The organism is Pseudomonas sp. R1-18 (assembly GCF_051132095.1).
Lineage (GTDB): Bacteria > Pseudomonadota > Gammaproteobacteria > Pseudomonadales > Pseudomonadaceae > Aquipseudomonas.
On the sequence record NZ_CP071658.1, the window covers coordinates 3779574 to 3797838 of the forward strand.

Annotated in this window: 19 protein-coding genes, 1 tRNA gene and 1 pseudogene; 7 read left to right on the forward strand and 14 right to left on the reverse strand. The window is 59.6% G+C overall.

All coding sequences use genetic code 11. The annotated features are described in order from the left end of the window. Window positions 1-38: 38 nt before the first annotated feature. From iscU to trmJ, 5 genes are all read right to left on the reverse strand, one after another. A complete protein-coding gene (gene iscU / locus J3P77_RS17295) occupies window positions 39-425 on the reverse strand; it encodes a Fe-S cluster assembly scaffold IscU (protein WP_002552476.1) in 387 nt (128 codons plus the stop codon). Between the two features lie 84 nt (window positions 426-509). After that, window positions 510-1724, reverse strand: coding sequence for an IscS subfamily cysteine desulfurase (locus J3P77_RS17300; protein WP_434677805.1), 1215 nt, complete (start codon window positions 1722-1724; stop codon window positions 510-512). A 44-nt stretch (window positions 1725-1768) separates the two neighbouring features. Further along, window positions 1769-2260 (reverse strand): Fe-S cluster assembly transcriptional regulator IscR, encoded by a 492-nt coding sequence (iscR, locus tag J3P77_RS17305; RefSeq protein ID WP_434677806.1) that lies wholly within the window; start codon window positions 2258-2260, stop codon window positions 1769-1771. Window positions 2261-2415: 155 nt separating this feature from the next. Further along, entirely contained in the window at window positions 2416-3192 is a 777-nt protein-coding gene (cysE, locus tag J3P77_RS17310; RefSeq protein WP_434677807.1) for a serine O-acetyltransferase, read from the reverse strand. Then, on the reverse strand, window positions 3192-3965 hold the full coding sequence (trmJ, locus tag J3P77_RS17315; RefSeq protein WP_434677808.1) for a tRNA (cytosine(32)/uridine(32)-2'-O)-methyltransferase TrmJ: 774 nt from the start codon (window positions 3963-3965) through the stop codon (window positions 3192-3194). Before trmJ ends, cysE begins: the two co-directional genes overlap by 1 nt. Window positions 3966-4157: 192 nt before the next feature. Here trmJ and suhB point away from each other — a divergent pair, with 192 nt between their 5' ends. After that, entirely contained in the window at window positions 4158-4973 is an 816-nt protein-coding gene (gene suhB, locus J3P77_RS17320; protein WP_434677809.1) for a type III secretion system regulator SuhB, read from the forward strand. Window positions 4974-5474: 501 nt separating this feature from the next. Here suhB and J3P77_RS17325 read toward each other — a convergent pair. The 6 genes from J3P77_RS17325 to queA form a co-directional block, all read right to left on the reverse strand. Further along, on the reverse strand, window positions 5475-6014 hold the full coding sequence (locus J3P77_RS17325) for a glycine zipper 2TM domain-containing protein (RefSeq protein WP_434677810.1): 540 nt from the start codon (window positions 6012-6014) through the stop codon (window positions 5475-5477). Between the two features lie 108 nt (window positions 6015-6122). After that, on the reverse strand, window positions 6123-7034 hold the full coding sequence (secF, locus tag J3P77_RS17330) for a protein translocase subunit SecF (protein WP_434677811.1): 912 nt from the start codon (window positions 7032-7034) through the stop codon (window positions 6123-6125). Between the two features lie 9 nt (window positions 7035-7043). Then, window positions 7044-8912: a protein translocase subunit SecD gene (secD, locus tag J3P77_RS17335; protein ID WP_434677812.1), complete on the reverse strand. Its 1869-nt coding sequence runs from the start codon at window positions 8910-8912 to the stop codon at window positions 7044-7046. A gap of 62 nt (window positions 8913-8974) precedes the next feature. After that, the gene (gene yajC, locus J3P77_RS17340; RefSeq protein WP_434677813.1) at window positions 8975-9310 is read right to left on the reverse strand and encodes a preprotein translocase subunit YajC; all 336 of its coding nucleotides are present in this window, start codon (window positions 9308-9310) and stop codon (window positions 8975-8977) included. Window positions 9311-9367: 57 nt separating this feature from the next. Further along, window positions 9368-10483: a tRNA guanosine(34) transglycosylase Tgt gene (tgt, locus tag J3P77_RS17345; RefSeq protein ID WP_434682047.1), complete on the reverse strand. Its 1116-nt coding sequence runs from the start codon at window positions 10481-10483 to the stop codon at window positions 9368-9370. 14 nt (window positions 10484-10497) lie between these two features. Next, window positions 10498-11562: a tRNA preQ1(34) S-adenosylmethionine ribosyltransferase-isomerase QueA gene (queA, locus tag J3P77_RS17350; protein ID WP_434677814.1), complete on the reverse strand. Its 1065-nt coding sequence runs from the start codon at window positions 11560-11562 to the stop codon at window positions 10498-10500. Between the two features lie 117 nt (window positions 11563-11679). Here queA and J3P77_RS17355 point away from each other — a divergent pair. From J3P77_RS17355 to J3P77_RS17370, 4 genes and pseudogenes are all read left to right on the forward strand, one after another. Beyond that, window positions 11680-11764: transfer RNA gene (locus tag J3P77_RS17355), tRNA-Leu, on the forward strand. Between the two features lie 416 nt (window positions 11765-12180). Then, on the forward strand, window positions 12181-12417 hold the full coding sequence (locus J3P77_RS17360; protein WP_434677815.1) for a DUF6966 domain-containing protein: 237 nt from the start codon (window positions 12181-12183) through the stop codon (window positions 12415-12417). 65 nt (window positions 12418-12482) lie between these two features. After that, window positions 12483-13028: pseudogene (locus tag J3P77_RS17365) on the forward strand (BRO-N domain-containing protein). A 154-nt stretch (window positions 13029-13182) separates the two neighbouring features. Continuing rightward, entirely contained in the window at window positions 13183-13608 is a 426-nt protein-coding gene (locus J3P77_RS17370; RefSeq protein ID WP_434677816.1) for a GNAT family N-acetyltransferase, read from the forward strand. A gap of 40 nt (window positions 13609-13648) precedes the next feature. On the opposite strand, the gene J3P77_RS17375 is transcribed toward J3P77_RS17370, so the two are convergent. Next, the gene (locus J3P77_RS17375; protein WP_434677817.1) at window positions 13649-14089 is read right to left on the reverse strand and encodes a hypothetical protein; all 441 of its coding nucleotides are present in this window, start codon (window positions 14087-14089) and stop codon (window positions 13649-13651) included. Window positions 14090-14282: 193 nt separating this feature from the next. Here J3P77_RS17375 and J3P77_RS17380 point away from each other — a divergent pair, with 193 nt between their 5' ends. After that, complete coding sequence (locus J3P77_RS17380; RefSeq protein ID WP_434677818.1) at window positions 14283-14915, forward strand: hypothetical protein; 633 nt, start codon at window positions 14283-14285, stop codon at window positions 14913-14915. A gap of 42 nt (window positions 14916-14957) precedes the next feature. Here the strand turns inward: J3P77_RS17380 and J3P77_RS17385 are convergent, their stop codons facing one another. Continuing rightward, on the reverse strand, window positions 14958-15503 hold the full coding sequence (locus tag J3P77_RS17385) for a hypothetical protein (protein WP_434677819.1): 546 nt from the start codon (window positions 15501-15503) through the stop codon (window positions 14958-14960). Between the two features lie 235 nt (window positions 15504-15738). Between J3P77_RS17385 and J3P77_RS17390 the strand changes: the two genes are divergently transcribed. Beyond that, complete coding sequence (locus J3P77_RS17390; protein WP_434677820.1) at window positions 15739-17370, forward strand: methyl-accepting chemotaxis protein; 1632 nt, start codon at window positions 15739-15741, stop codon at window positions 17368-17370. 217 nt (window positions 17371-17587) lie between these two features. Here the strand turns inward: J3P77_RS17390 and sodC are convergent, their stop codons facing one another. Next, window positions 17588-18106, reverse strand: coding sequence for a superoxide dismutase [Cu-Zn] SodC (gene sodC, locus J3P77_RS17395; protein WP_434677821.1), 519 nt, complete (start codon window positions 18104-18106; stop codon window positions 17588-17590). Window positions 18107-18265 lie beyond the last annotated feature (159 nt).

Below are 18265 nucleotides of genomic sequence, written 5' to 3' on the forward strand. Positions count from 1 at the left end.
TCTCCTTACTTGTCGCCAGCTTCTCGAGAAAGAACTCCTTACAGGAGGCCTTTCTTCTGCTTGTAGTCACGAACGGCCGCCTTGATGGCGTCTTCGGCGAGTACCGAGCAGTGGATCTTCACCGGAGGCAGCGCGAGCTCTTCAGCCAGCTGGGTGTTCTTGATGGTTTCTGCTTCGTCCAGCGTCTTGCCCTTCATCCACTCAGTGGCCAGGGAGCTGGAAGCGATCGCCGAACCGCAGCCGTAAGTCTTGAACTTGGCGTCTTCGATGACGCCCTGCTCGTTGACCTTGATCTGCAGACGCATCACGTCGCCGCACGCCGGAGCGCCGACCATGCCGGTGCCGACATCAGGATCTTCCGCGTTCATCTTGCCGACGTTGCGCGGGTTCTCGTAGTGGTCGATGACCTTTTCGCTGTAAGCCATGATTCTTTCCTCTCACATCAGGGAGTCGCTCTTCAGGCCATGTCGATTGCATCGCGCATGGCCTGCTTTGGAGGCGACTTTAAATTAGTGCGCCGCCCACTCGATCTTCGAGATATCGACGCCGTCTTTGTACATGTCCCACAGCGGCGAGAGAGCCCGCAGCTTGGTAACAGCCTCGCAAACCTTCTGCGCGGCGTAATCGATTTCTTCTTCGGTGGTGAAGCGGCCGAAGGTGAAGCGTATCGAGCTATGCGCCAGTTCGTCATTACGACCAAGGGCGCGAAGTACGTACGACGGCTCCAGGGAAGCCGAGGTGCAGGCAGAACCGGACGACACGGCCAGATCCTTGAGCGCCATGATCAGCGACTCGCCTTCAACGTAGTTGAAGCTCAGGTTCAGGTTGTGCGGAACGCGAGCGATCAGGCTGCCGTTGACGTACAGCTCTTCGAGGTTCTCGACCTGCTTGTAGAAGCGGTCGCTGAGTGCCTTGATGCGCACGTTCTCGGAAGCCATTTCTTCCTTGGCGATACGGAACGCTTCACCCATGCCGACGATCTGGTGAGTCGCCAGGGTGCCGGAACGCATGCCACGTTCGTGGCCGCCGCCGTGCATGGTCGCTTCGAGGCGAACACGCGGCTTGCGACTGACGTACAGCGCGCCGATACCTTTCGGGCCGTAGGTCTTGTGTGCCGAGAACGACATCAGGTCGACTTTCAGGCTGGCCAGATCGATCTCGACCTTGCCGGTCGACTGAGCCGCATCGACGTGGAACAGCACGCCACGCGAGCGCGTCAGTTCGCCAATCGCAGCGATGTCGTTGATGGTGCCGATCTCGTTGTTCACGTGCATGATCGAAACCAGGATGGTGTCGTCGCGCAGCGCGGCTTCGACCATCGCTGGCGTGATCAGACCGTCTTCGCCCGGCTCGATGTAGGTCACTTCGAAACCTTCACGCTCCAGCTGGCGCGTGGTGTCCAGGACAGCCTTGTGCTCGACCTTGGAGGTGATCAGGTGCTTGCCCTTGGTGTGGTAGAAGTGCGCAACACCCTTGATGGCCAGGTTGTCGGACTCGGTAGCACCGGAGGTCCAGACGATTTCACGAGGATCGGCGTTGACCAGGTCGGCGACCTGACGGCGAGCGTTCTCGACAGCCTCTTCGGCCTTCCATCCGAACACGTGGGAACGCGAGGCTGGGTTGCCGAAATTTCCGTCAACCAGCAGGCAATCGATCATTTTCTGCGCTACTCGCGGATCGACCGGGGTCGTCGCGGAGTAATCGAGGTAAATCGGCAACTTCATTGAAACTCTCCTATCAGGCTGGCGCACCGCTCATTCATCTGCGTTCATTCGACGGCGGACGTTTCGATCTTATCCAGTTGCGGCGTCTTGCTGTTGCAGCGACGCATATCCTGGCGCTGAGCGACTTCCTGTACCTCACGGCGAGTGACAAGATCCGCCAGGCTGATACCGCTCAGAAATTCGTGAATCTGCTGGCTCAGGTCGCACCACAGATGGTGGGTCAGGCAGGTGTCGCCAGCGTGGCAATCACCCAGGCCCTGACAGCGCGTGGCGTCGACCGATTCGTTGACTGCATCGACGACTTGCGCGACCTGAATGCCCTGCATGTCCCGGGACAGCTGGTAACCGCCACCCGGACCCCGGACGCTGGACACCAGATTGCTGCGGCGCAGCTTGGCGAACAACTGTTCGAGGTAGGAAAGCGAAATACCCTGCCGCTCGGAAATGTCGGCCAGAGACACTGGCCCGTGCTGCGCATGCAATGCCAGGTCAAGCATCGCTGTGACAGCATAACGGCCTTTTGTAGTCAGTCGCATGGCGTGTACCGCAAGGATCAGAATGGGAGCGAGTATGCTATTTCCGAGTATTTAAGTCAACTATTAGACCAAGTAAAACAGTCGGGATTAGCAAAATTTGCGGGCAGCATCATAGCAAGATTGCGGGCACAAGGACACGCCCGAAACCGCCGAATCTATTGGACGCGATCCTCGCTCTTGTCCTTGACGCAGTCGAAGACTTCATCGCGCAGCTCAGGCAATTCCTTCGCGCAGTAGTCGCTGCCCAGCTTGTTGAGCGCGCCACACATGCCTTCGAGACGACTGTCCACCGCTTGCAGGTGGTCGAGCAACTGGCCGATGGCGCGAGCGACCGGATCCGGCATATCGGCACTGACCCCGTAGGCATCGAAGCCGAGCTTTTCGGCGATGGCCTTGCGGCGCGCCTCGGTTTCATCGCTCGACTTGACGATGATCCGGCCAGGAATACCTACAGCGGTAGCGCCTGCCGGCACCGGCTTGGTGACCACGGCGTTGGAGCCGATCTTGGCGCCCGCGCCTACAGTGAAGGGCCCTAACACCTTGGCACCGGCACCCACCACGACGCCGTCTTCCAAGGTCGGATGGCGCTTGCCCGCGTTCCAGCTGGTACCGCCCAGCGTCACGCCCTGATACAGCGTCACGTCATTTCCGATCTCGGCGGTCTCGCCGATGACGATGCCCATGCCGTGATCGATAAAGAACCTACGGCCGATGCGCGCGCCGGGATGGATCTCGATGCCCGTCATCCAGCGACCGAAATTGGATACCACACGCGCCAGCCATTTCCAGCCGTTGCGCCACAGAATGTGGGCGAAGCGGTGCAGCCAGATCGCGTGCATGCCCGGATAGCAGGTCAGCACGTCGAACGCATTACGCGCCGCCGGATCGCGATGGAACACACTCTGGATATCTTCTCGCAGACGCTCGAACATCACTGATCCTTCCGCTTGTGGGGTTCGCCCCGTGCCGTTTTTTGAGTCTCGGTCAGAATGCCGCGCAGGATGCTCAACTCCGAGCGCTCCACTTCGCTGCGACCGTACAAGCGACGCAGCCGCGCCATCAGATGCCGAGGCTTTTCCGGGTCCAGAAATCCGATCGCTACCAGCGTCGACTCCAGATGCCCGTAGAAACCCTCCATTTCATCCATCGTCGCCAGCTCGGCCTGGTGCTGCGCGGCCGCGTCGGGCCTGGTGGCATCAGGCTGGACCTGAGCGGTGGCCAGCCACGCCATGCGCACTTCGTAACTGAGCACTTGCACGGCGGCGGCCAGATTCAGCGAGCTGAATTGCGGGTCGGACGGAATGTGCACATGGTAGTGACAGCGCTGCAGCTCGTCATTGGTGAGGCCGGCGTGTTCGCGACCGAAGACCAGCGCGACTTCACCGCCCTGCCCGGTCTGCTCGACGGCCTTCACGCCCGACTCCCGCGGGTCGAGCATCGGCCATGGCAGGCTGCGGTCACGGGCGCTGGTGCCCAGTACCAGATTGCAGCCAACCAGTGCCTCTTCAAGCGTTGCCACGACCTGCGCGCTTTCGAGGATGTCGGTCGCGCCCGAAGCGCGGGCGTCGGCATCGGGCGACGGGAAGATGCGCGGATCGACCAGCACCAGCCGCGAAAGCCCCATGTTTTTCATGGCACGCGCAGCCCCGCCGATATTTCCGGGATGGGTAGTGCCGACCAGGACAACACGAATGTTCTGCAACACTGCGAGCGCTCACTGACAAAATTGAGGGGGGCAAATGTTACAGAACCGTCCCGATTAACGCTATGAACCTGTACAGCCTCGCAAGCGATCGATCTTCCGCGAGTCGACAGTCGCGACAACGCAAGGCTGGAAATAATTCAACGCAGGCAATAGAATGCCCGGCTCTCTTTAACAACCTTAGGTGATTTGTCCATGCAGCCCATGCTGAATATCGCGCTGCGCGCCGCCCGCAGCGCCAGCGAATTGATTTTCCGCTCCATCGAGCGCCTGGATACCATCAAGGTTGACGAAAAAGAAGCCAAGGACTACGTCACGGAAATCGACCGTGCCGCCGAGCAGAGCATCATCACCGCACTGCGCAAGGCTTACCCCACCCACGGCATCCTCGGCGAAGAAAGCGGCATGCACGAGGGCAGCGGCGAAGGCACCGATTACCTGTGGATCATCGACCCACTGGACGGCACCACCAACTTCGTTCGCGGCATCCCGCACTTCGCGGTCAGCATCGCCTGCAAATACCGTGGTCGCCTGGAACACGCCGTTGTTCTGGACCCGGTCCGCCAGGAAGAGTTTACCGCCAGCCGTGGCCGTGGCGCTGCGCTGAATGGTCGTCGTCTGCGCGTCAGCCAGCGCAAGAGCCTCGAAGGCGCGCTGCTGGGCACCGGCTTCCCGTTCCGTGACGAGCAAATGGATGACCTGGAAAACTACCTCGGCATGTTCCGCGCCCTGGTCGGCCAGACTGCAGGCATCCGCCGCGCAGGCGCTGCCAGCCTGGACCTGGCTTACGTTGCAGCTGGCCGTTTCGATGCATTCTGGGAGTCGGGCCTGTCCGAGTGGGACATGGCCGCGGGCGCACTGCTGATTCAGGAAGCAGGCGGTCTGGTCAGCGACTTCACAGGTGGCCATGACTTCCTGGAAAAAGGCCACATCGTTGCCGGCAACACCAAATGCTTCAAGGCTGTTCTGACAGCCATCGCGCCGCACCTGCCGCCTTCGCTGAAGCGCTAAGCGTTTCGCGAGTCGCACAAAAAGCACCTTCGGGTGCTTTTTTTGTGCGCCATTGAAACCTGTGGGAGGCTAGCTCGCGAAGAGGCCGGTACAGACGAAGCATCCATGTCGCCCTCAAACACGTCCTCGCCAGCAAGCCGGCTCCCACAGAGTTGTCCAAGACAATTACTGCCTCCCGCACAGTCAGCAGCGTGCTGCTGGCTCTGTGGGAGCGAACTTTTTCGCGAAAGGGCCGGTACAGGCAAAGCATTTATATCGCCGTCAAACACGCCTCGCCAGCAAGCTGCCTCCCACAGTTTGTGGTGCGCCGCAGTTCTAGCGGGAGGGAGCTTGCTCGCGAAGAGGCCGGCACAGGCAAAGCATCCATGTCGCCTTCAGCCACATCTCCCCAGCAAGCTAGCCTCCACAGAATCGCCGGAGACAGCTGCTGCCTCTCACCCTGTTCGAGCCCCCGGAAACAACAAAAGCACCCGAAGGTGCTTTTGTTGTGCAGAACTGCGCTTACTGAGCCTGACCCAGAATCAACTGGCCTTTCTCGTCCACGGGAATCTGCGCGCCCGGGTCGCGGTCCATTCTTACCTGACCGACTTTGTCGTTGAGCTTGTACTTCACGTTGTAGCCCACAACTTTGTCGCTGATGTCGTTGACGGTGTTGCAGCGGGTCTGGGTGGTGGTATAGGTGTCACGCTCCTGCATGCCTTCCTGCACCTTGTTACCGGCATAGCCGCCGCCGACCGCGCCTGCGACCGTGGCGATCTTCTTGCCGTTGCCGCCGCCGACCTGGTTACCCAGCAGACCGCCAGCTACAGCGCCAATCACGCTGCCCACGATCTGATGCTGATCCTTGACCGGTGCCTGTCGGGTCACCGTCACATCCTTGCACACCTCACGAGGTGTCTTGATCTGTTGCTTGACCGGCTCGACCGCCAACACATCCGCATACTCGGGGCCGCCCTTGACCAGGCTATAGGTAGCAACAGCGCCGCCAGCAGTAACGACAGCCGCACCTAGCACAGCACCAACAAGCATCGACTTGTTCACTTGAACCTCCTGACAATCGAAAGCGTAATTTCTTACGCCGTACCCCGCCTTGGAGCACAAAAAAAGGCGCGAGTTCAACTCGCGCCGTTTCCTTATTCCCGAACGGTATTACGGGAGATCGTCAGCCTTCTCGGCCACCACAGGAGGAATCAGGTCCTCGGTGGTCAGGTTCAGCCAGATCAACACCACGTTGGCGATGTAGATCGACGAGTAGGTACCCGCCAACACACCGATGAACAACGCGGTGGAGAAGCCTTCCAGGCTGTCACCACCGAACGCCCACAACGCGATGATCGCCAGCAGCGTCGAAACCGAAGTCGCGATGGTGCGCAGCAGCGTCTGCGTGGTGGAGATGTTGATATTCTCGATCAGCGTAGCCTTGCGCAGCAGACGGAAGTTCTCGCGCACCCGGTCGAATACCACGATGGTGTCGTTCAGCGAGTAGCCGATGATCGCCAGTACCGCCGCCAGCACCGTCAGGTCGAAGGTGATCTGGAAGAACGACAGGATACCCATCGTCACCACCACGTCGTGGATCAGCGAGACGATTGCACCGACAGCGAACTTCCACTGGAAGCGGAACGCCAGGTAGATCAGAACACCGCCCAGTGCCAGCAGCATGCCGATGCCGCCCTGGTCGCGCAGCTCTTCACCGACCTGAGGGCCGACGAACTCCACACGCTTGATGGTGGCCGGGTTATCCGCGCCCGATTTGCGCAGCGCTTCGGCCACTTGAGTGCCCAGCTGCGGGTCTTCACCTGGCATGCGTACCAGCAAGTCGGTGGTTGCGCCGAAGCTCTGTACGACCGCTTCGGTGTAACCCGCGGCGGTCAGCTCTTCGCGAACCTTGCCCAGATCAGCTGGACGCTCGTAGGTCAGCTCGATCAGCGTACCGCCGGTAAAGTCCAGGCCGAAGTTGAGCCCTTTAAAGGACCAGCTGAACAACGCCAGTACGGTAAGGAGCATGGTGACGGCGAACGCAACGTTGCGAACACCCATGAAGTTGATGGTACGTAACATGGCAGCCCCTTAAATCCACAACTTCTTGAAGTCACGACCGCCGTAGATCAGGTTGACCATAGCGCGGGTCACCATGATGGCCGTGAACATCGAGGTAAAGATCCCGAGCGACATGGTCACTGCGAACCCTTTGACCGGGCCGGTGCCCATCGCAAAGAGAATGCCGCCGACCAGCAGCGTCGTCAGGTTGGCGTCGAGGATCGCGGTGTACGCACGATCGAAGCCTTCGTTGATGGCACGCTGGACGCTCATGCCGTTGGCGATCTCTTCGCGGATACGCGAGAAGATCAGCACGTTGGCGTCCACCGCCATACCCATGGTCAACACGATACCGGCGATACCCGGCAGGGTCAGCGTTGCACCCAGCAGCGACATCAGCGCCAGCAGCATGACCATGTTCAAGGCCAGCGCGACGGTGGCGATCAGGCCGAAGAAACGGTAGATGGCCATGATGAACAGCGAGACGAGCAGCATGCCCCACAGCGACGCATCGACACCCTTGGTGATGTTGTCGGCACCCAGGCTCGGGCCGATGGTACGTTCTTCAGCGAAGTACATCGGCGCGGCCAGGCCACCAGCACGCAGCAGCAGCGCGAGCTCGGATGCTTCGCCCTGCCCGTTCAGGCCGGTAATGCGGAACTGACTGCCCAGCGGCGATTGAATGGTCGCCAGGCTGATGATTTTCTTGTCTTCGGTGAAGGTCTGCACCGGAACGTCTTTCTCGACACCATTCACGACCTGCTTGGCGTAGGTGGTGGTCGGACGCTGCTCGATGAAGATCACTGCCATGCTGCGGCCCACGTTGCTGCGGGTTGCGCGGCTCATCAGCTCGCCACCGTGACCATCAAGGTTGATGTTCACCTGTGGACGACCCTGCTCGTCGAAGCTGGCCTTGGCGTCGGTTACCTGGTCACCGGTGATGATCAGCCCACGCTCTACGGCAGCGGCCGGACGGCCACCTTCGCGGAACTCGAACATCTCGGTAGTGCCCTTGGAATCGTCCGGGCCTGCGCCCAGGCGGAATTCAAGGTTGGCGGTCTTGCCCAGAATACGCTTGGCTTCGGCAGTGTCCTGCACGCCCGGCAGCTCGACCACGATGCGGTTCGCGCCCTGGCGCTGAACCAGCGGCTCGGCGACGCCCAGCTCGTTGACCCGGTTACGCACTGTGGTCAGGTTCTGCTTGATGGAGTATTCACGAATCTCGGCCAGCTTGGCCGGAGTCAGCGCCATGCGCAGCACAGGAATGCTGTTCAGCTCGGCGGCAGTGACTTCGAAATCGGTAAAGGTCTTGCGGATCAGCGCACGAGCCTGCTCGCGTTCGGCATCATCGCTGAAGCCCAGCTGAATGGTGTTACCCAGTTGCGGCAGGCTGCGATAACGCACCTTTTCCTTGCGCAGCAGGGTTTTGGCTTCGCCTTCGTAGACTTTCAGACGAGCATCGATTGCCTTGTCCATGTCCACTTCCAGCAGGAAGTGCACGCCGCCGGAGAGGTCGAGGCCCAGTTTCATCGGGCTCGCGCCCACGTTGCGCAGCCATTGCGGAGTGGTTCGGGCCAGGTTCAGCGCGACAACGTAGTCATCGCCCAACGCCTTGCGCACGACATCCTTGGCTGGAAGCTGGTCTTCCTGTTTGCTCAGACGCAACAAACCGCCCTTGCCATTCTCGGCCAGAGAAGAAGCCTTGACCGAGATGCCAGCATCGGTAAGCGCCTTGGCCGCACGATCCACGTCGGCCTGGGTGACCTGCAACGCCGTGCTGGCGCCACTGATCTGGATAGCCGAATCATCAGGGTAGAGATTGGGTGCGGAATAAATAAAACCGATCACCAGCACCGCCAGGATCAGTACGTATTTCCACAGAGGGTATTTGTTCAGCATCACGCCGCCCGCTTAAAACGCGGGGCGCCTTGCGCGCCCCGTCGATTGGTAAAAGATGGTACTCAGATCGCTTTCAGGGTGCCCTTTGGCAGAGTGGCTGCGATGGAGCCCTTCTGGATCTTCAGCTCAACGGTGTCGGACACTTCGATTACCACGAAGTCATCGGTCACTTTGTTGATCTTGCCGGCGATGCCGCCAGTGGTCACAACTTCGTCGCCCTTCTGCAAGTTGCTCAGCAGATTCTTCTGCTCTTTCGCGCGCTTGGCCTGTGGACGCCAGATCATCAGATAGAAGATGACCAGAAAGCCGACCAGGAAGATCCACTCGAAACCGGTGCCAGCAGGACCGGCAGCCGGTGCAGCAGCATCCGCGAAAGCGGGAGAGATGAAAAAGCTCATTTAGCGCTCCAGTTGCATAATTAATTAGTATAAAAAGCAGGACAAACTCGTTCTGTTTCAGCCAAGCGGCGGCGTTGGAATACCGCGTTTGGCATAGAAGGCATCGACGAAGGCGGCCAATGTACCCTGTTGAATAGCCTCGCGCAAACCAGCCATAAGCAGCTGGTAATGCCGCAAATTGTGGATCGTATTAAGCATGCTCCCCAGCATTTCTCCGCACTTGTCCAGGTGATGCAGATAAGCGCGGGAAAAGTTCTTGCAGGTGTAGCAATCGCAGGTCGGATCCAGCGGCGATTCATCGTAGCGATGGAACGCATTGCGGATTTTCAGCACACCGGTATCGATGAACAGATGGCCGTTGCGCGCGTTGCGAGTCGGCATCACGCAGTCGAACATGTCGACCCCGCGGCGCACACCTTCAACCAGATCTTCTGGCTTGCCTACGCCCATCAAGTAACGAGGTTTGTCTGCTGGCATCTGGCCCGGAAGATAATCCAGCACCTTGATCATTTCGTGCTTGGGCTCGCCCACCGACAGGCCGCCAATCGCCAGGCCGTCGAAATCCAGTTCGCTCAGGCCTTCGAGGGAACGCATGCGCAGGTTTTCATGCATGCCGCCCTGCACGATACCGAACAGCGCCGCCGTGTTTTCGCCATGCGCAATCTTCGAGCGCTTGGCCCAGCGCAGCGACAGCTCCATGGAGATGCGCGCGACGTCTTCATCGGCCGGGTACGGAGTGCATTCGTCGAAGATCATCACGATGTCCGAGCCCAGGTCGCGCTGAACCTGCATCGACTCTTCCGGGCCCATGAACACCTTGGCGCCGTCGACCGGAGAGGCGAAGGTCACGCCCTCCTCCTTGATCTTGCGCATCGCGCCCAGGCTGAACACCTGAAAACCGCCGGAGTCGGTCAGAATCGGGCCTTTCCACTGCATGAAATCGTGCAGGTCGCCGTGGCCCTTGATGACCTCGGTGCCCGGACGCAGCCACAGGTGGAAGGTATTGCCGAGAATGATCTGCGCGCCGGTCGCTTCTATATCGCGAGGCAGCATGCCCTTGACCGTGCCGTAAGTGCCCACCGGCATGAACGCCGGGGTTTCCACCACGCCACGCGGGAACGTCAGGCGCCCGCGACGGGCCTTGCCGTCGGTAGCCAACAGCTCGAAAGACATACGACAGGTGCGACTCATGCTTGATCCTCTGGGGCCGAGGCTTGCGGTGCCGTCGGCGCGGGATTGCGGGTGATGAACATGGCATCACCGTAACTGAAGAAGCGGTAACCGTTTTCGATGGCCGCAGCGTAAGCCGCCATCGTCTCGGGGTAACCGGCGAACGCCGAAACCAGCATCAACAGCGTGGATTCAGGCAGATGGAAATTGGTCACCAGCGCATCGACCACATGAAACGGTCGGCCTGGATAGATGAAGATATCGGTGTCGCCGCTGAACGGCTTCAACACGCCATCCCGCGCCGCGCTTTCCAGCGAGCGCACGCTGGTGGTGCCTACTGCAACCACACGACCGCCGCGCGCGCGACACGCAGCCACGGCATCGACCACTTCCTGGCTGACTTCCAGCCATTCGTTGTGCATGTGGTGATCTTCGATGCGCTCGACCCGCACCGGCTGGAACGTACCAGCACCAACGTGCAGAGTCACGAACGCCGTCTCGACGCCCTTGGCGGCAATCGCCTCCAGCAGCGGCTGATCGAAATGCAAGCCGGCAGTCGGCGCGGCCACGGCACCGGCGCGCTGGGCATAAACGGTCTGATAGCGCTCGCGGTCCGCGCCTTCATCAGGCCTGTCTATATAAGGAGGCAACGGCATGTGCCCGACACGGTCGAGCAGCGGCAGCACCTCTTCGGCAAAACGCAGCTCGAACAGCGTGTCGTGCCGCGCCACCATCTCGGCCTCCCCGCCGCCGTCGATCAGCACCGTCGAGCCCGGCTTGGGCGACTTGCTGGAGCGCACGTGGGCCAGCACGCGATGGCTGTCCAGCACGCGCTCGACCAGAATTTCCAGCTTGCCGCCGGATGCCTTCTGGCCGAACAACCGCGCCGGAATCACCCGGGTGTTATTGAACACCATCAGGTCGCCGGGGCGCAGGTACTCCAGCAAATCGGTAAATTGACGATGAGCCAGCTCGCCAGTGACCCCGTCCAGGGTCAACAGCCGGCTACTGCGACGCTCGGCCAGCGGATGGCGAGCGATCAGGGAATCCGGGAGATCGAAAGTAAAGTCAGCGACGCGCATGATGGGGTTCGTTCAGCAGGGCCGGGAAGTTTATCCGGTTTGACCGGATTAGTAAAAAACCTGCGTAAATCCCTGTTGACCAAGCGAAAGCTCATCCCTATACTTCGCCGCCATTGAGCCCTGATGGCGGAATTGGTAGACGCGGCGGATTCAAAATCCGTTTTCGAAAGGAGTGGGAGTTCGAGTCTCCCTCGGGGCACCAAGATTGAGAGAAACCTCGCTTTTAGCGAGGTTTTTTTTCGTCTGGGGGAAAGTGGGTGGCGTCGGCACCAAGGCTCAAGCGATGACTGTCTCGACGGCGGGCTGCCTTCCGAGTAGTGCGCTTGAATGTGGGATTTTTCTTCACTGGGAAGTGATGAGCCAGAACATCCGGGCCGAACATATCTCGGCAGAGCGCCCCGTGCCCTCTGCGGCCGAATGGCTGCTATCGGCCAAGAGCAGACGTTAAGCATTTATGATGCTGAATTCCGTCTGAGGAGAAAAGCCAGGTATGCTTTAAATTTCGCCCTGCTTTTTACTGAAACCTTGAGTAACCAGGAAAATGGGACAGAGAACAGAAGAGCTGATTGACGTACTTGAGCAGCTTATTAGGGTGCTTGAGAGTGGTGGCGAAATGCATTGGAGCCGCTGGATGCAAAAGGCACGAGCCCTCCTTATCGACTCCGATTATTCCGGATTACCTGCCTACTGTCGGCCTATGGAGGTATGGGTTCGTTCAACGACCTGGTGCTTGGACAGACCGCTAACGAGGGCCCTACTGCTTGGGCACTAGGTCATGTGGGGATCAACGACGACCTCCAAGAATTACGAGACAGAGCTGCCCAGCTAGCCTTTGAAATACAACGCTCTCAATAAACGCTGTCATTGTTTGGCGACAATCAAGGCAGGGTTCTCTGTAATGTCTAACGTGTGCCACATTTATGCAAAGCTCTACTCACAGTCTTCCTTGCACATCCCACTTCCAAGCCGCCCTCTTCACCCGCCACAACCGCTCACTCCGCGCCATCTTCACCGAATCCCAAGCCTAGTTCTGCCTCGCCGATCTCGCCCGCTTGATGGGCCAAACCCTGGGCGAGCGCTCTGCCCTCAAGCTTGACGCCGACCAGCGTCGGGTCGTGTGGCTGCAAGCCCACCGCGATTGGCAGAAGCAGTTGATGGTGAGTGAGTCGGGCGCGTTTGCGTTGTTGGTTCATCACTATGTGCCGGAGAACCGCGCGCTGCGGCAGTGGCTGACGCATGAGGTGTTGCCGGTGTTGCATGCACCGCACAATGCGGCGCTGGATAACCCGAGGCTCACCCGGTTGCAGTGGCCGGGTACGTCGTTGAGTGTGATGCAGTGGCGGGATGAGGCGTGGGTTCGGTTGCGGGATATGCCGACTGTGGTGGCGGAGATTCCGGTGCGGACCGAACCGGGTTTATGGCGTAGGGTGAAGGCGCGTATCGAGCGGAATCGAATCGCTCACTGAGTGGAGCGCGGGATCTGGGGGTTACCTCAGCCGTCTGATACAGTCGACGCGGCTGATCGGACATGGCCGGCAGCAGCCGTGTCCGCCCCTACGTTTATGCGGCGAACAGGCCGCCGCGCCGCTGGCTTGTCAGCACCTACCCAAGGAGAAGGATTTGAGCTTACGGATCGAGACAAAGGTCGCGCCCGATGACGCTGATTTTCAGGCGATCGTGGCTCCGTTGCGCGCTTACAACCACGCCCAGGCCGGGTTGGCGCTGGCCGAGAAAGTCGCGTTTCTGGTGAACGATGAATCAGGCGTCACCTGCGGAGGCCTGCATGCCAAGGTGTTTGGGCAGTGGCTGTTTATCGAGCTGCTGGTCGTGCCTGAAGCCGCCCGAGGCGAGGGAATCGGTACGAAGTTGATGAACATGGCGGAATCGACGGCGCGCGAGAAAGGTTGCGTGGGCGTATGGCTGGATACCTTCTCGTTTCAGGCACCGGACTTTTATCAGCGGCTCGGCTACAGCGTGTTTGGCGAGTTGAAGGATTATCCGCCGGGGCATAGCCGGTATTTCATGCAGAAGCGGCTGGATACTTGAGCGGGCCGATCCATGCGTTTCGCGCCAGCACCTCAGTCACCTATACGACTGGAAGATTTGCCTTGAGAACACTCACCGCCAACCGCTGTTTTTCCAGCTCGGCATCGGTGAGCGGTCTTTCGCAATATTCCCGGCTCAGGAACATGATCACGTCATTGCCGTCTGGCTCAGTCGAGTAGTCGCGGTGGCGTGAGATTTCTGCCAGCAAGCTTTCTGAGACAGGCGCGGCGTGGAAGTGCAGGTTAAAGCCAGGACTGAACCCTAACTTGTAGAAGATCACTTTGTGCGGGTGATACGTTTTTTGCAGCAGGCGCTCGACCGTTTTCATCACCGGCCCCAAGGATGACAGCGCATCGTCATCCAGGTCGCCCAGGTCCGAGGCGGTATGCGTCGAGGAAATCACCAGGTATCCGTCGTAACGCGCATCACGTCGGTGGGAAACCTTCCAGTGGGCGTTTTCGAGAACGCTTAAGTTGTCCATACAGGCCTTCGTTCGTTTCCTTATGCGCGACATCCTACCCCGTGGTTCGACCTCAGGTATGGGAACGCTGTGCTCGTGGACTCTGACGACCGCTCAAGAATCAGGCGTAATATCCTTTTGCCATCAAGCAAAACCCTCTAGAATCCTTCCGCGTTTTATCTAAAGCCCTACGCAATCAAGCAAGGAAGTAGACATGCAATTTGGAAAGGTCTTGGGTCTGGCTCTGATGTTGAGCCTTGGCGGATGTGCCAGTTTCACCAAAGACGAGGTGGCTCCGGTCAGCCTGCCATCGATGGCGAACTATGCGAACAAGCCCAATGTTTTCGTGGATTTTGATTTTTATCAGGGTGAGCCCGGCGCCAGCGCGACCGAGGTGCCCCAGGCTCGCGACATGCTTCAGCCTGAGCTGAAACGTGCGTTTGATGAGTCTGGCCTTTTCGGGCGCGTGGTGTTCAATGAGTTCGATAAAAAGCCTGGGGACTCAAACCTGCGCTTGAAGGTCTACAACCATCCACCGAGTGGCGGCCAGATGGCTTGGGCGTTCGTCAGTGGCCTTACCATGATGGTACTCCCGGCCATGGGGACCGACCATTACACGGTGAGTCTGGAGACGATGGATGACCGCGGTCAGGCCCTGAGCAAGAACATCAATCACGATGCGATAAATACCTGGTTCGGCATCGTGTTCCTGCCGCTGATGGGGAATACGCCGAAAGAGGCCATTAATGACACCTTCAATCGGCAAGTGAAAGCGCTGCTCAAGGATTGGGTGGATAACAACCGCACGAAATACTCTGCACTCGAATCGCGCATTCCTCGCGCTTGAGCAGACAAAAAAAGAGCCGCTGATGCGGCTCTTTTTTATTGACTACTTCAACGCCTGGATGAACTTTGGGTCGTTGTAGAGCGACTTGAGCAGAGCCTGAAGCATCGGGTTGTAGTTGTTCGCGGCAGCCGGAATGGCAATCGGGCCAAAGAAGCTACTGTCCCACTCGCGCTCCACATCCTTGGTCGTCTCGTACAGCACTCGGTCACCCTGGCGCAGGGTAAAACGCGCAGCCAGTTCGCCATGGCCAGTGCCCGGGCCGGCTGTGAGCTGGCTCTTGATCAGCTGTACTTGCAGCTGCCGATCAGCCTGCGGACTCAGCAATCCTGCGCGGCTCAGCTCGTCATTAATCGCAGCCTGAATGTGCAGCGGAACACTGCCGCTAGGCGACGAGATCGGGTTCATGCGAACCACCAGAAAGCCTTGCCCGGAGTCAGCCTGGACCTGTGCTTCACGCACCGGTTGCAGCGGCGCGTTCTGCTTGAGCTGCTGGACGTTCTGATAGTTCGGTTCGTAGCGGGCCATGGTGACACCGCAACCTTGCAGCAGCAGTGCGAAAAACGGGATGGCCACATAAAGCTTGTTCACGGCAGATCCTTGCGTGAGAAAAGTGAGGCGCGATTATCGACTGATTGCGTTATGCCATCAAGCGGACGCTTTCTCACTTGTGCCAGCGATTTTTTCCAGCGGCGCGGCGGCGGTGCGGCATTCGACCGCATCGACAATTGATTTCGAAATATTTCCGATATTCACGTACCCCACACTTCAGCTGAAGCGGTTCAGGTCGATACCTCATCATCATCTATATGAATAGGTCAGCATCATGAACCTTAGACGTCTGAATATCGCTCCTCGATCTCTCCTTTGCTTCGGCTTCTTTGCTCTGCTGATCACGGCGCTGGGCCTGTACTCGCTGCTGCAAGCCTCGAACCTGCAGGACGCCCGCGACACGTTGCAAAACGAAGTGATGCCGACCGTCCAGTCCATCGCTCAAATTGAAAGCGACCTGCTGACCATCCGCCTCGGCAATACCAATCTGCGCACTGCGGCCACGCCTCAGGCTTTGGAGATTGCCAATAGCCGCATCACCAAAGGTCGAAGCGAGCTGGAAACCCACGTCAAGAATCTGAAGCCGCTGATGAGCACTGAAGAGGGCAAGCAGGCTTACGCCCAAATGGAGCGCGATCTGACGGCGTATCTGGCCGTGCATTCGCGTTATCTGGATGCGGTAAAGCAGAACCGCGAGGACATTGTCACTGCTCTGACGCAAGCGACGGGCGAACAGACTCTGGCGGCCAACAAGCTGGGTGCTGACATCACTGAAATCTCGCGTCTTGCCGACTTGAAAGCGGCGAGATCGGACGAAGTAGCCGACCAGAGTTACAGCCAGTCGCGTAACGTGACCATCGCCGCTATCGTGCTCGCGCTTGTGGCGACGCTGGTGGCGGCCGCACTGTTCACCCGCAGCCTGGTGGCGCCAATTGCCAGAGCGCTGGCCGTTGCCGAGCAGATCGCGAGCAACGACTTGAGCAAGCCGATCGACGTGGATGCTCAGGATGAGCCCGGTCGTCTGCTGGGCGCGCTGTCGGTCATGCAACAGAACCTGCGTCGCACCCTCGGTGAACTGGGCGACTCGTCTAATCAGCTGGCTTCGACTTCCGAGGAAATGACTGCGGTAACCGAAGACTCGCTGCGTGGCGTGCAGCGCCAGAACGACGAGATCAACCAGGCTGCCACAGCCATCAACCAGATGAGCGCGGCGGTCGAGGAAGTGGCGCGCAACGCCGCAGCGGCTTCGAGCGCTGCGCAGGAGTCCAGCAAATCCGCCGAAAGCGGTCGTCAGCGAGTTGGCGAAACCGTTAGCGTGATCAACGAGCTGCATGAGGCCGTGGGCGCGACCGCCAGTGAAATCGACGGCCTGGCGGCGCAGGTGCAGAACATCAGCGGCGTGCTGGACGTGATCCGCGGGATCGCTGATCAGACCAACCTGCTCGCCCTCAACGCAGCCATCGAAGCAGCGCGCGCCGGTGAAGCCGGGCGCGGTTTTGCGGTGGTCGCCGATGAAGTCCGGGCGCTGGCGCATCGTACTCAACAGTCGACTGCCGAGATCGAGAAGATGATCGCCTCGATTCAAGGCGGCGCGAGCAAGGCAGTGGACGCCATGAGCCACAGCAGCGAACGTGCGCGTGCCAGCCTGGACGTGGCTGAAGCGGCCGGCAAGGCCCTGGCGGAGATCACCGCCGCCATTGTGCAGATCAATGAGCGCAACACCACCATCGCCTCGGCCACCGAGGAACAGGCGCAGGTCGCCCGTGAGGTCGATCGCAATCTGATGAGCATTCGTGATCTGTCGTTGCAGACGTCGGCGGGTGCCAATCAGACGGCGGCCGCCAGCGGCGAGCTGTCGCAACTGGCGGTTGGATTGAATCAGGTGGTGATGCGGTTCAAGGTTTGACGGGTGGGAGCAGATCGGGTCTCCTGATCTGCGCCTGTGCCTTAATCCGTGGGAGCTAGCTTGCTGGCGAGGACATAAGCACAGACGACACAACAGCTGCGACTGAACCGGCCCCTTCGCCAGCAAGCTGGCTCCCACGACGGCGGGTTGCTTGTCATGATCTGTTCGCGAGCAAGCGGAGCGCCGCCCGGCTCGCTCCCACAAAAGCGAGGGCGGGTTAGATCACGCCGCACGCTGCGCGGTCACCGCCGCCGCCCAGGGGTTTGGGCATGTCGGAGTGATTGTCGCCGCCGGCGTGGATCATCAGCGCGTGGCCTTTGACTTCCGACAGTTTCTTGATGCGTGGCGCCAGCACCGGGTAGTTCGCGGTGCCGTCGGCGTTCACGTAGATCGCCGGGAGGTCGCCCAAGTGGCCGTCGGCGTATGGGCCCAGGTGTTTACCGGTCTTGGTCGGGTCGAAGTGGCCGCCGGCTGCCAGCGCAGCGCCTTTCACGCCATCTTTGGTGCCCGCTTCACAGCTGCCGTTTTCGTGGACATGGAAGCCATGCACGCCAGCCGGCAGGTTGGCGAGTTTCGGGGTGAACAGCAGGCCGTAATCAGTCTCGCTGACGGTGACGCTGCCGATGGGTTTGGGTGCGCCGTCGGCGCTGACGAGGTTGACCGGAACGTCCAGCGATGCAGCCTGAACACCGAAGGAAAATACGCCTAGCAGGCCTAGCCAAAGTTGAGCTTTCATAAATATGGACACGTCCTTCGTCAGGGATTCGAAGTTGAACGTTGCTCAGGTTAGGAATGAATCCCGGTGTCGTCCACCACCCCGGCAACCGCTCAACGGTTTTGATGCAACAGGATGTGTGACCACAGCAAAGCCGCATTTGATGCACGCGCTGGCAAA

Excerpts from the sequence above, each read along its gene's own strand:
- cysE (WP_434677807.1), bottom strand. The coding sequence starts at position 3,192 with ATGTTCGAGCGTCTGCGAGAAGATATCCAGAGTGTGTTCCATCGCGAT.
- queA (WP_434677814.1), bottom strand. The coding sequence starts at position 11,562 with ATGCGCGTCGCTGACTTTACTTTCGATCTCCCGGATTCCCTGATCGCT.
- secF (WP_434677811.1), bottom strand. The coding sequence starts at position 7,034 with ATGTTACGTACCATCAACTTCATGGGTGTTCGCAACGTTGCGTTCGCC.
- suhB (WP_434677809.1), top strand. The coding sequence starts at position 4,158 with ATGCAGCCCATGCTGAATATCGCGCTGCGCGCCGCCCGCAGCGCCAGC.
- sodC (WP_434677821.1), bottom strand. The coding sequence starts at position 18,106 with ATGAAAGCTCAACTTTGGCTAGGCCTGCTAGGCGTATTTTCCTTCGGT.
- J3P77_RS17380 (WP_434677818.1), top strand. The coding sequence starts at position 14,283 with ATGCAATTTGGAAAGGTCTTGGGTCTGGCTCTGATGTTGAGCCTTGGC.
- iscR (WP_434677806.1), bottom strand. The coding sequence starts at position 2,260 with ATGCGACTGACTACAAAAGGCCGTTATGCTGTCACAGCGATGCTTGAC.
- iscU (WP_002552476.1), bottom strand. The coding sequence starts at position 425 with ATGGCTTACAGCGAAAAGGTCATCGACCACTACGAGAACCCGCGCAAC.
- J3P77_RS17390 (WP_434677820.1), top strand. The coding sequence starts at position 15,739 with ATGAACCTTAGACGTCTGAATATCGCTCCTCGATCTCTCCTTTGCTTC.
- secD (WP_434677812.1), bottom strand. The coding sequence starts at position 8,912 with ATGCTGAACAAATACCCTCTGTGGAAATACGTACTGATCCTGGCGGTG.
- J3P77_RS17300 (WP_434677805.1), bottom strand. The coding sequence starts at position 1,724 with ATGAAGTTGCCGATTTACCTCGATTACTCCGCGACGACCCCGGTCGAT.
- yajC (WP_434677813.1), bottom strand. The coding sequence starts at position 9,310 with ATGAGCTTTTTCATCTCTCCCGCTTTCGCGGATGCTGCTGCACCGGCT.
- J3P77_RS17375 (WP_434677817.1), bottom strand. The coding sequence starts at position 14,089 with ATGGACAACTTAAGCGTTCTCGAAAACGCCCACTGGAAGGTTTCCCAC.
- tgt (WP_434682047.1), bottom strand. The coding sequence starts at position 10,483 with ATGTCTTTCGAGCTGTTGGCTACCGACGGCAAGGCCCGTCGCGGGCGC.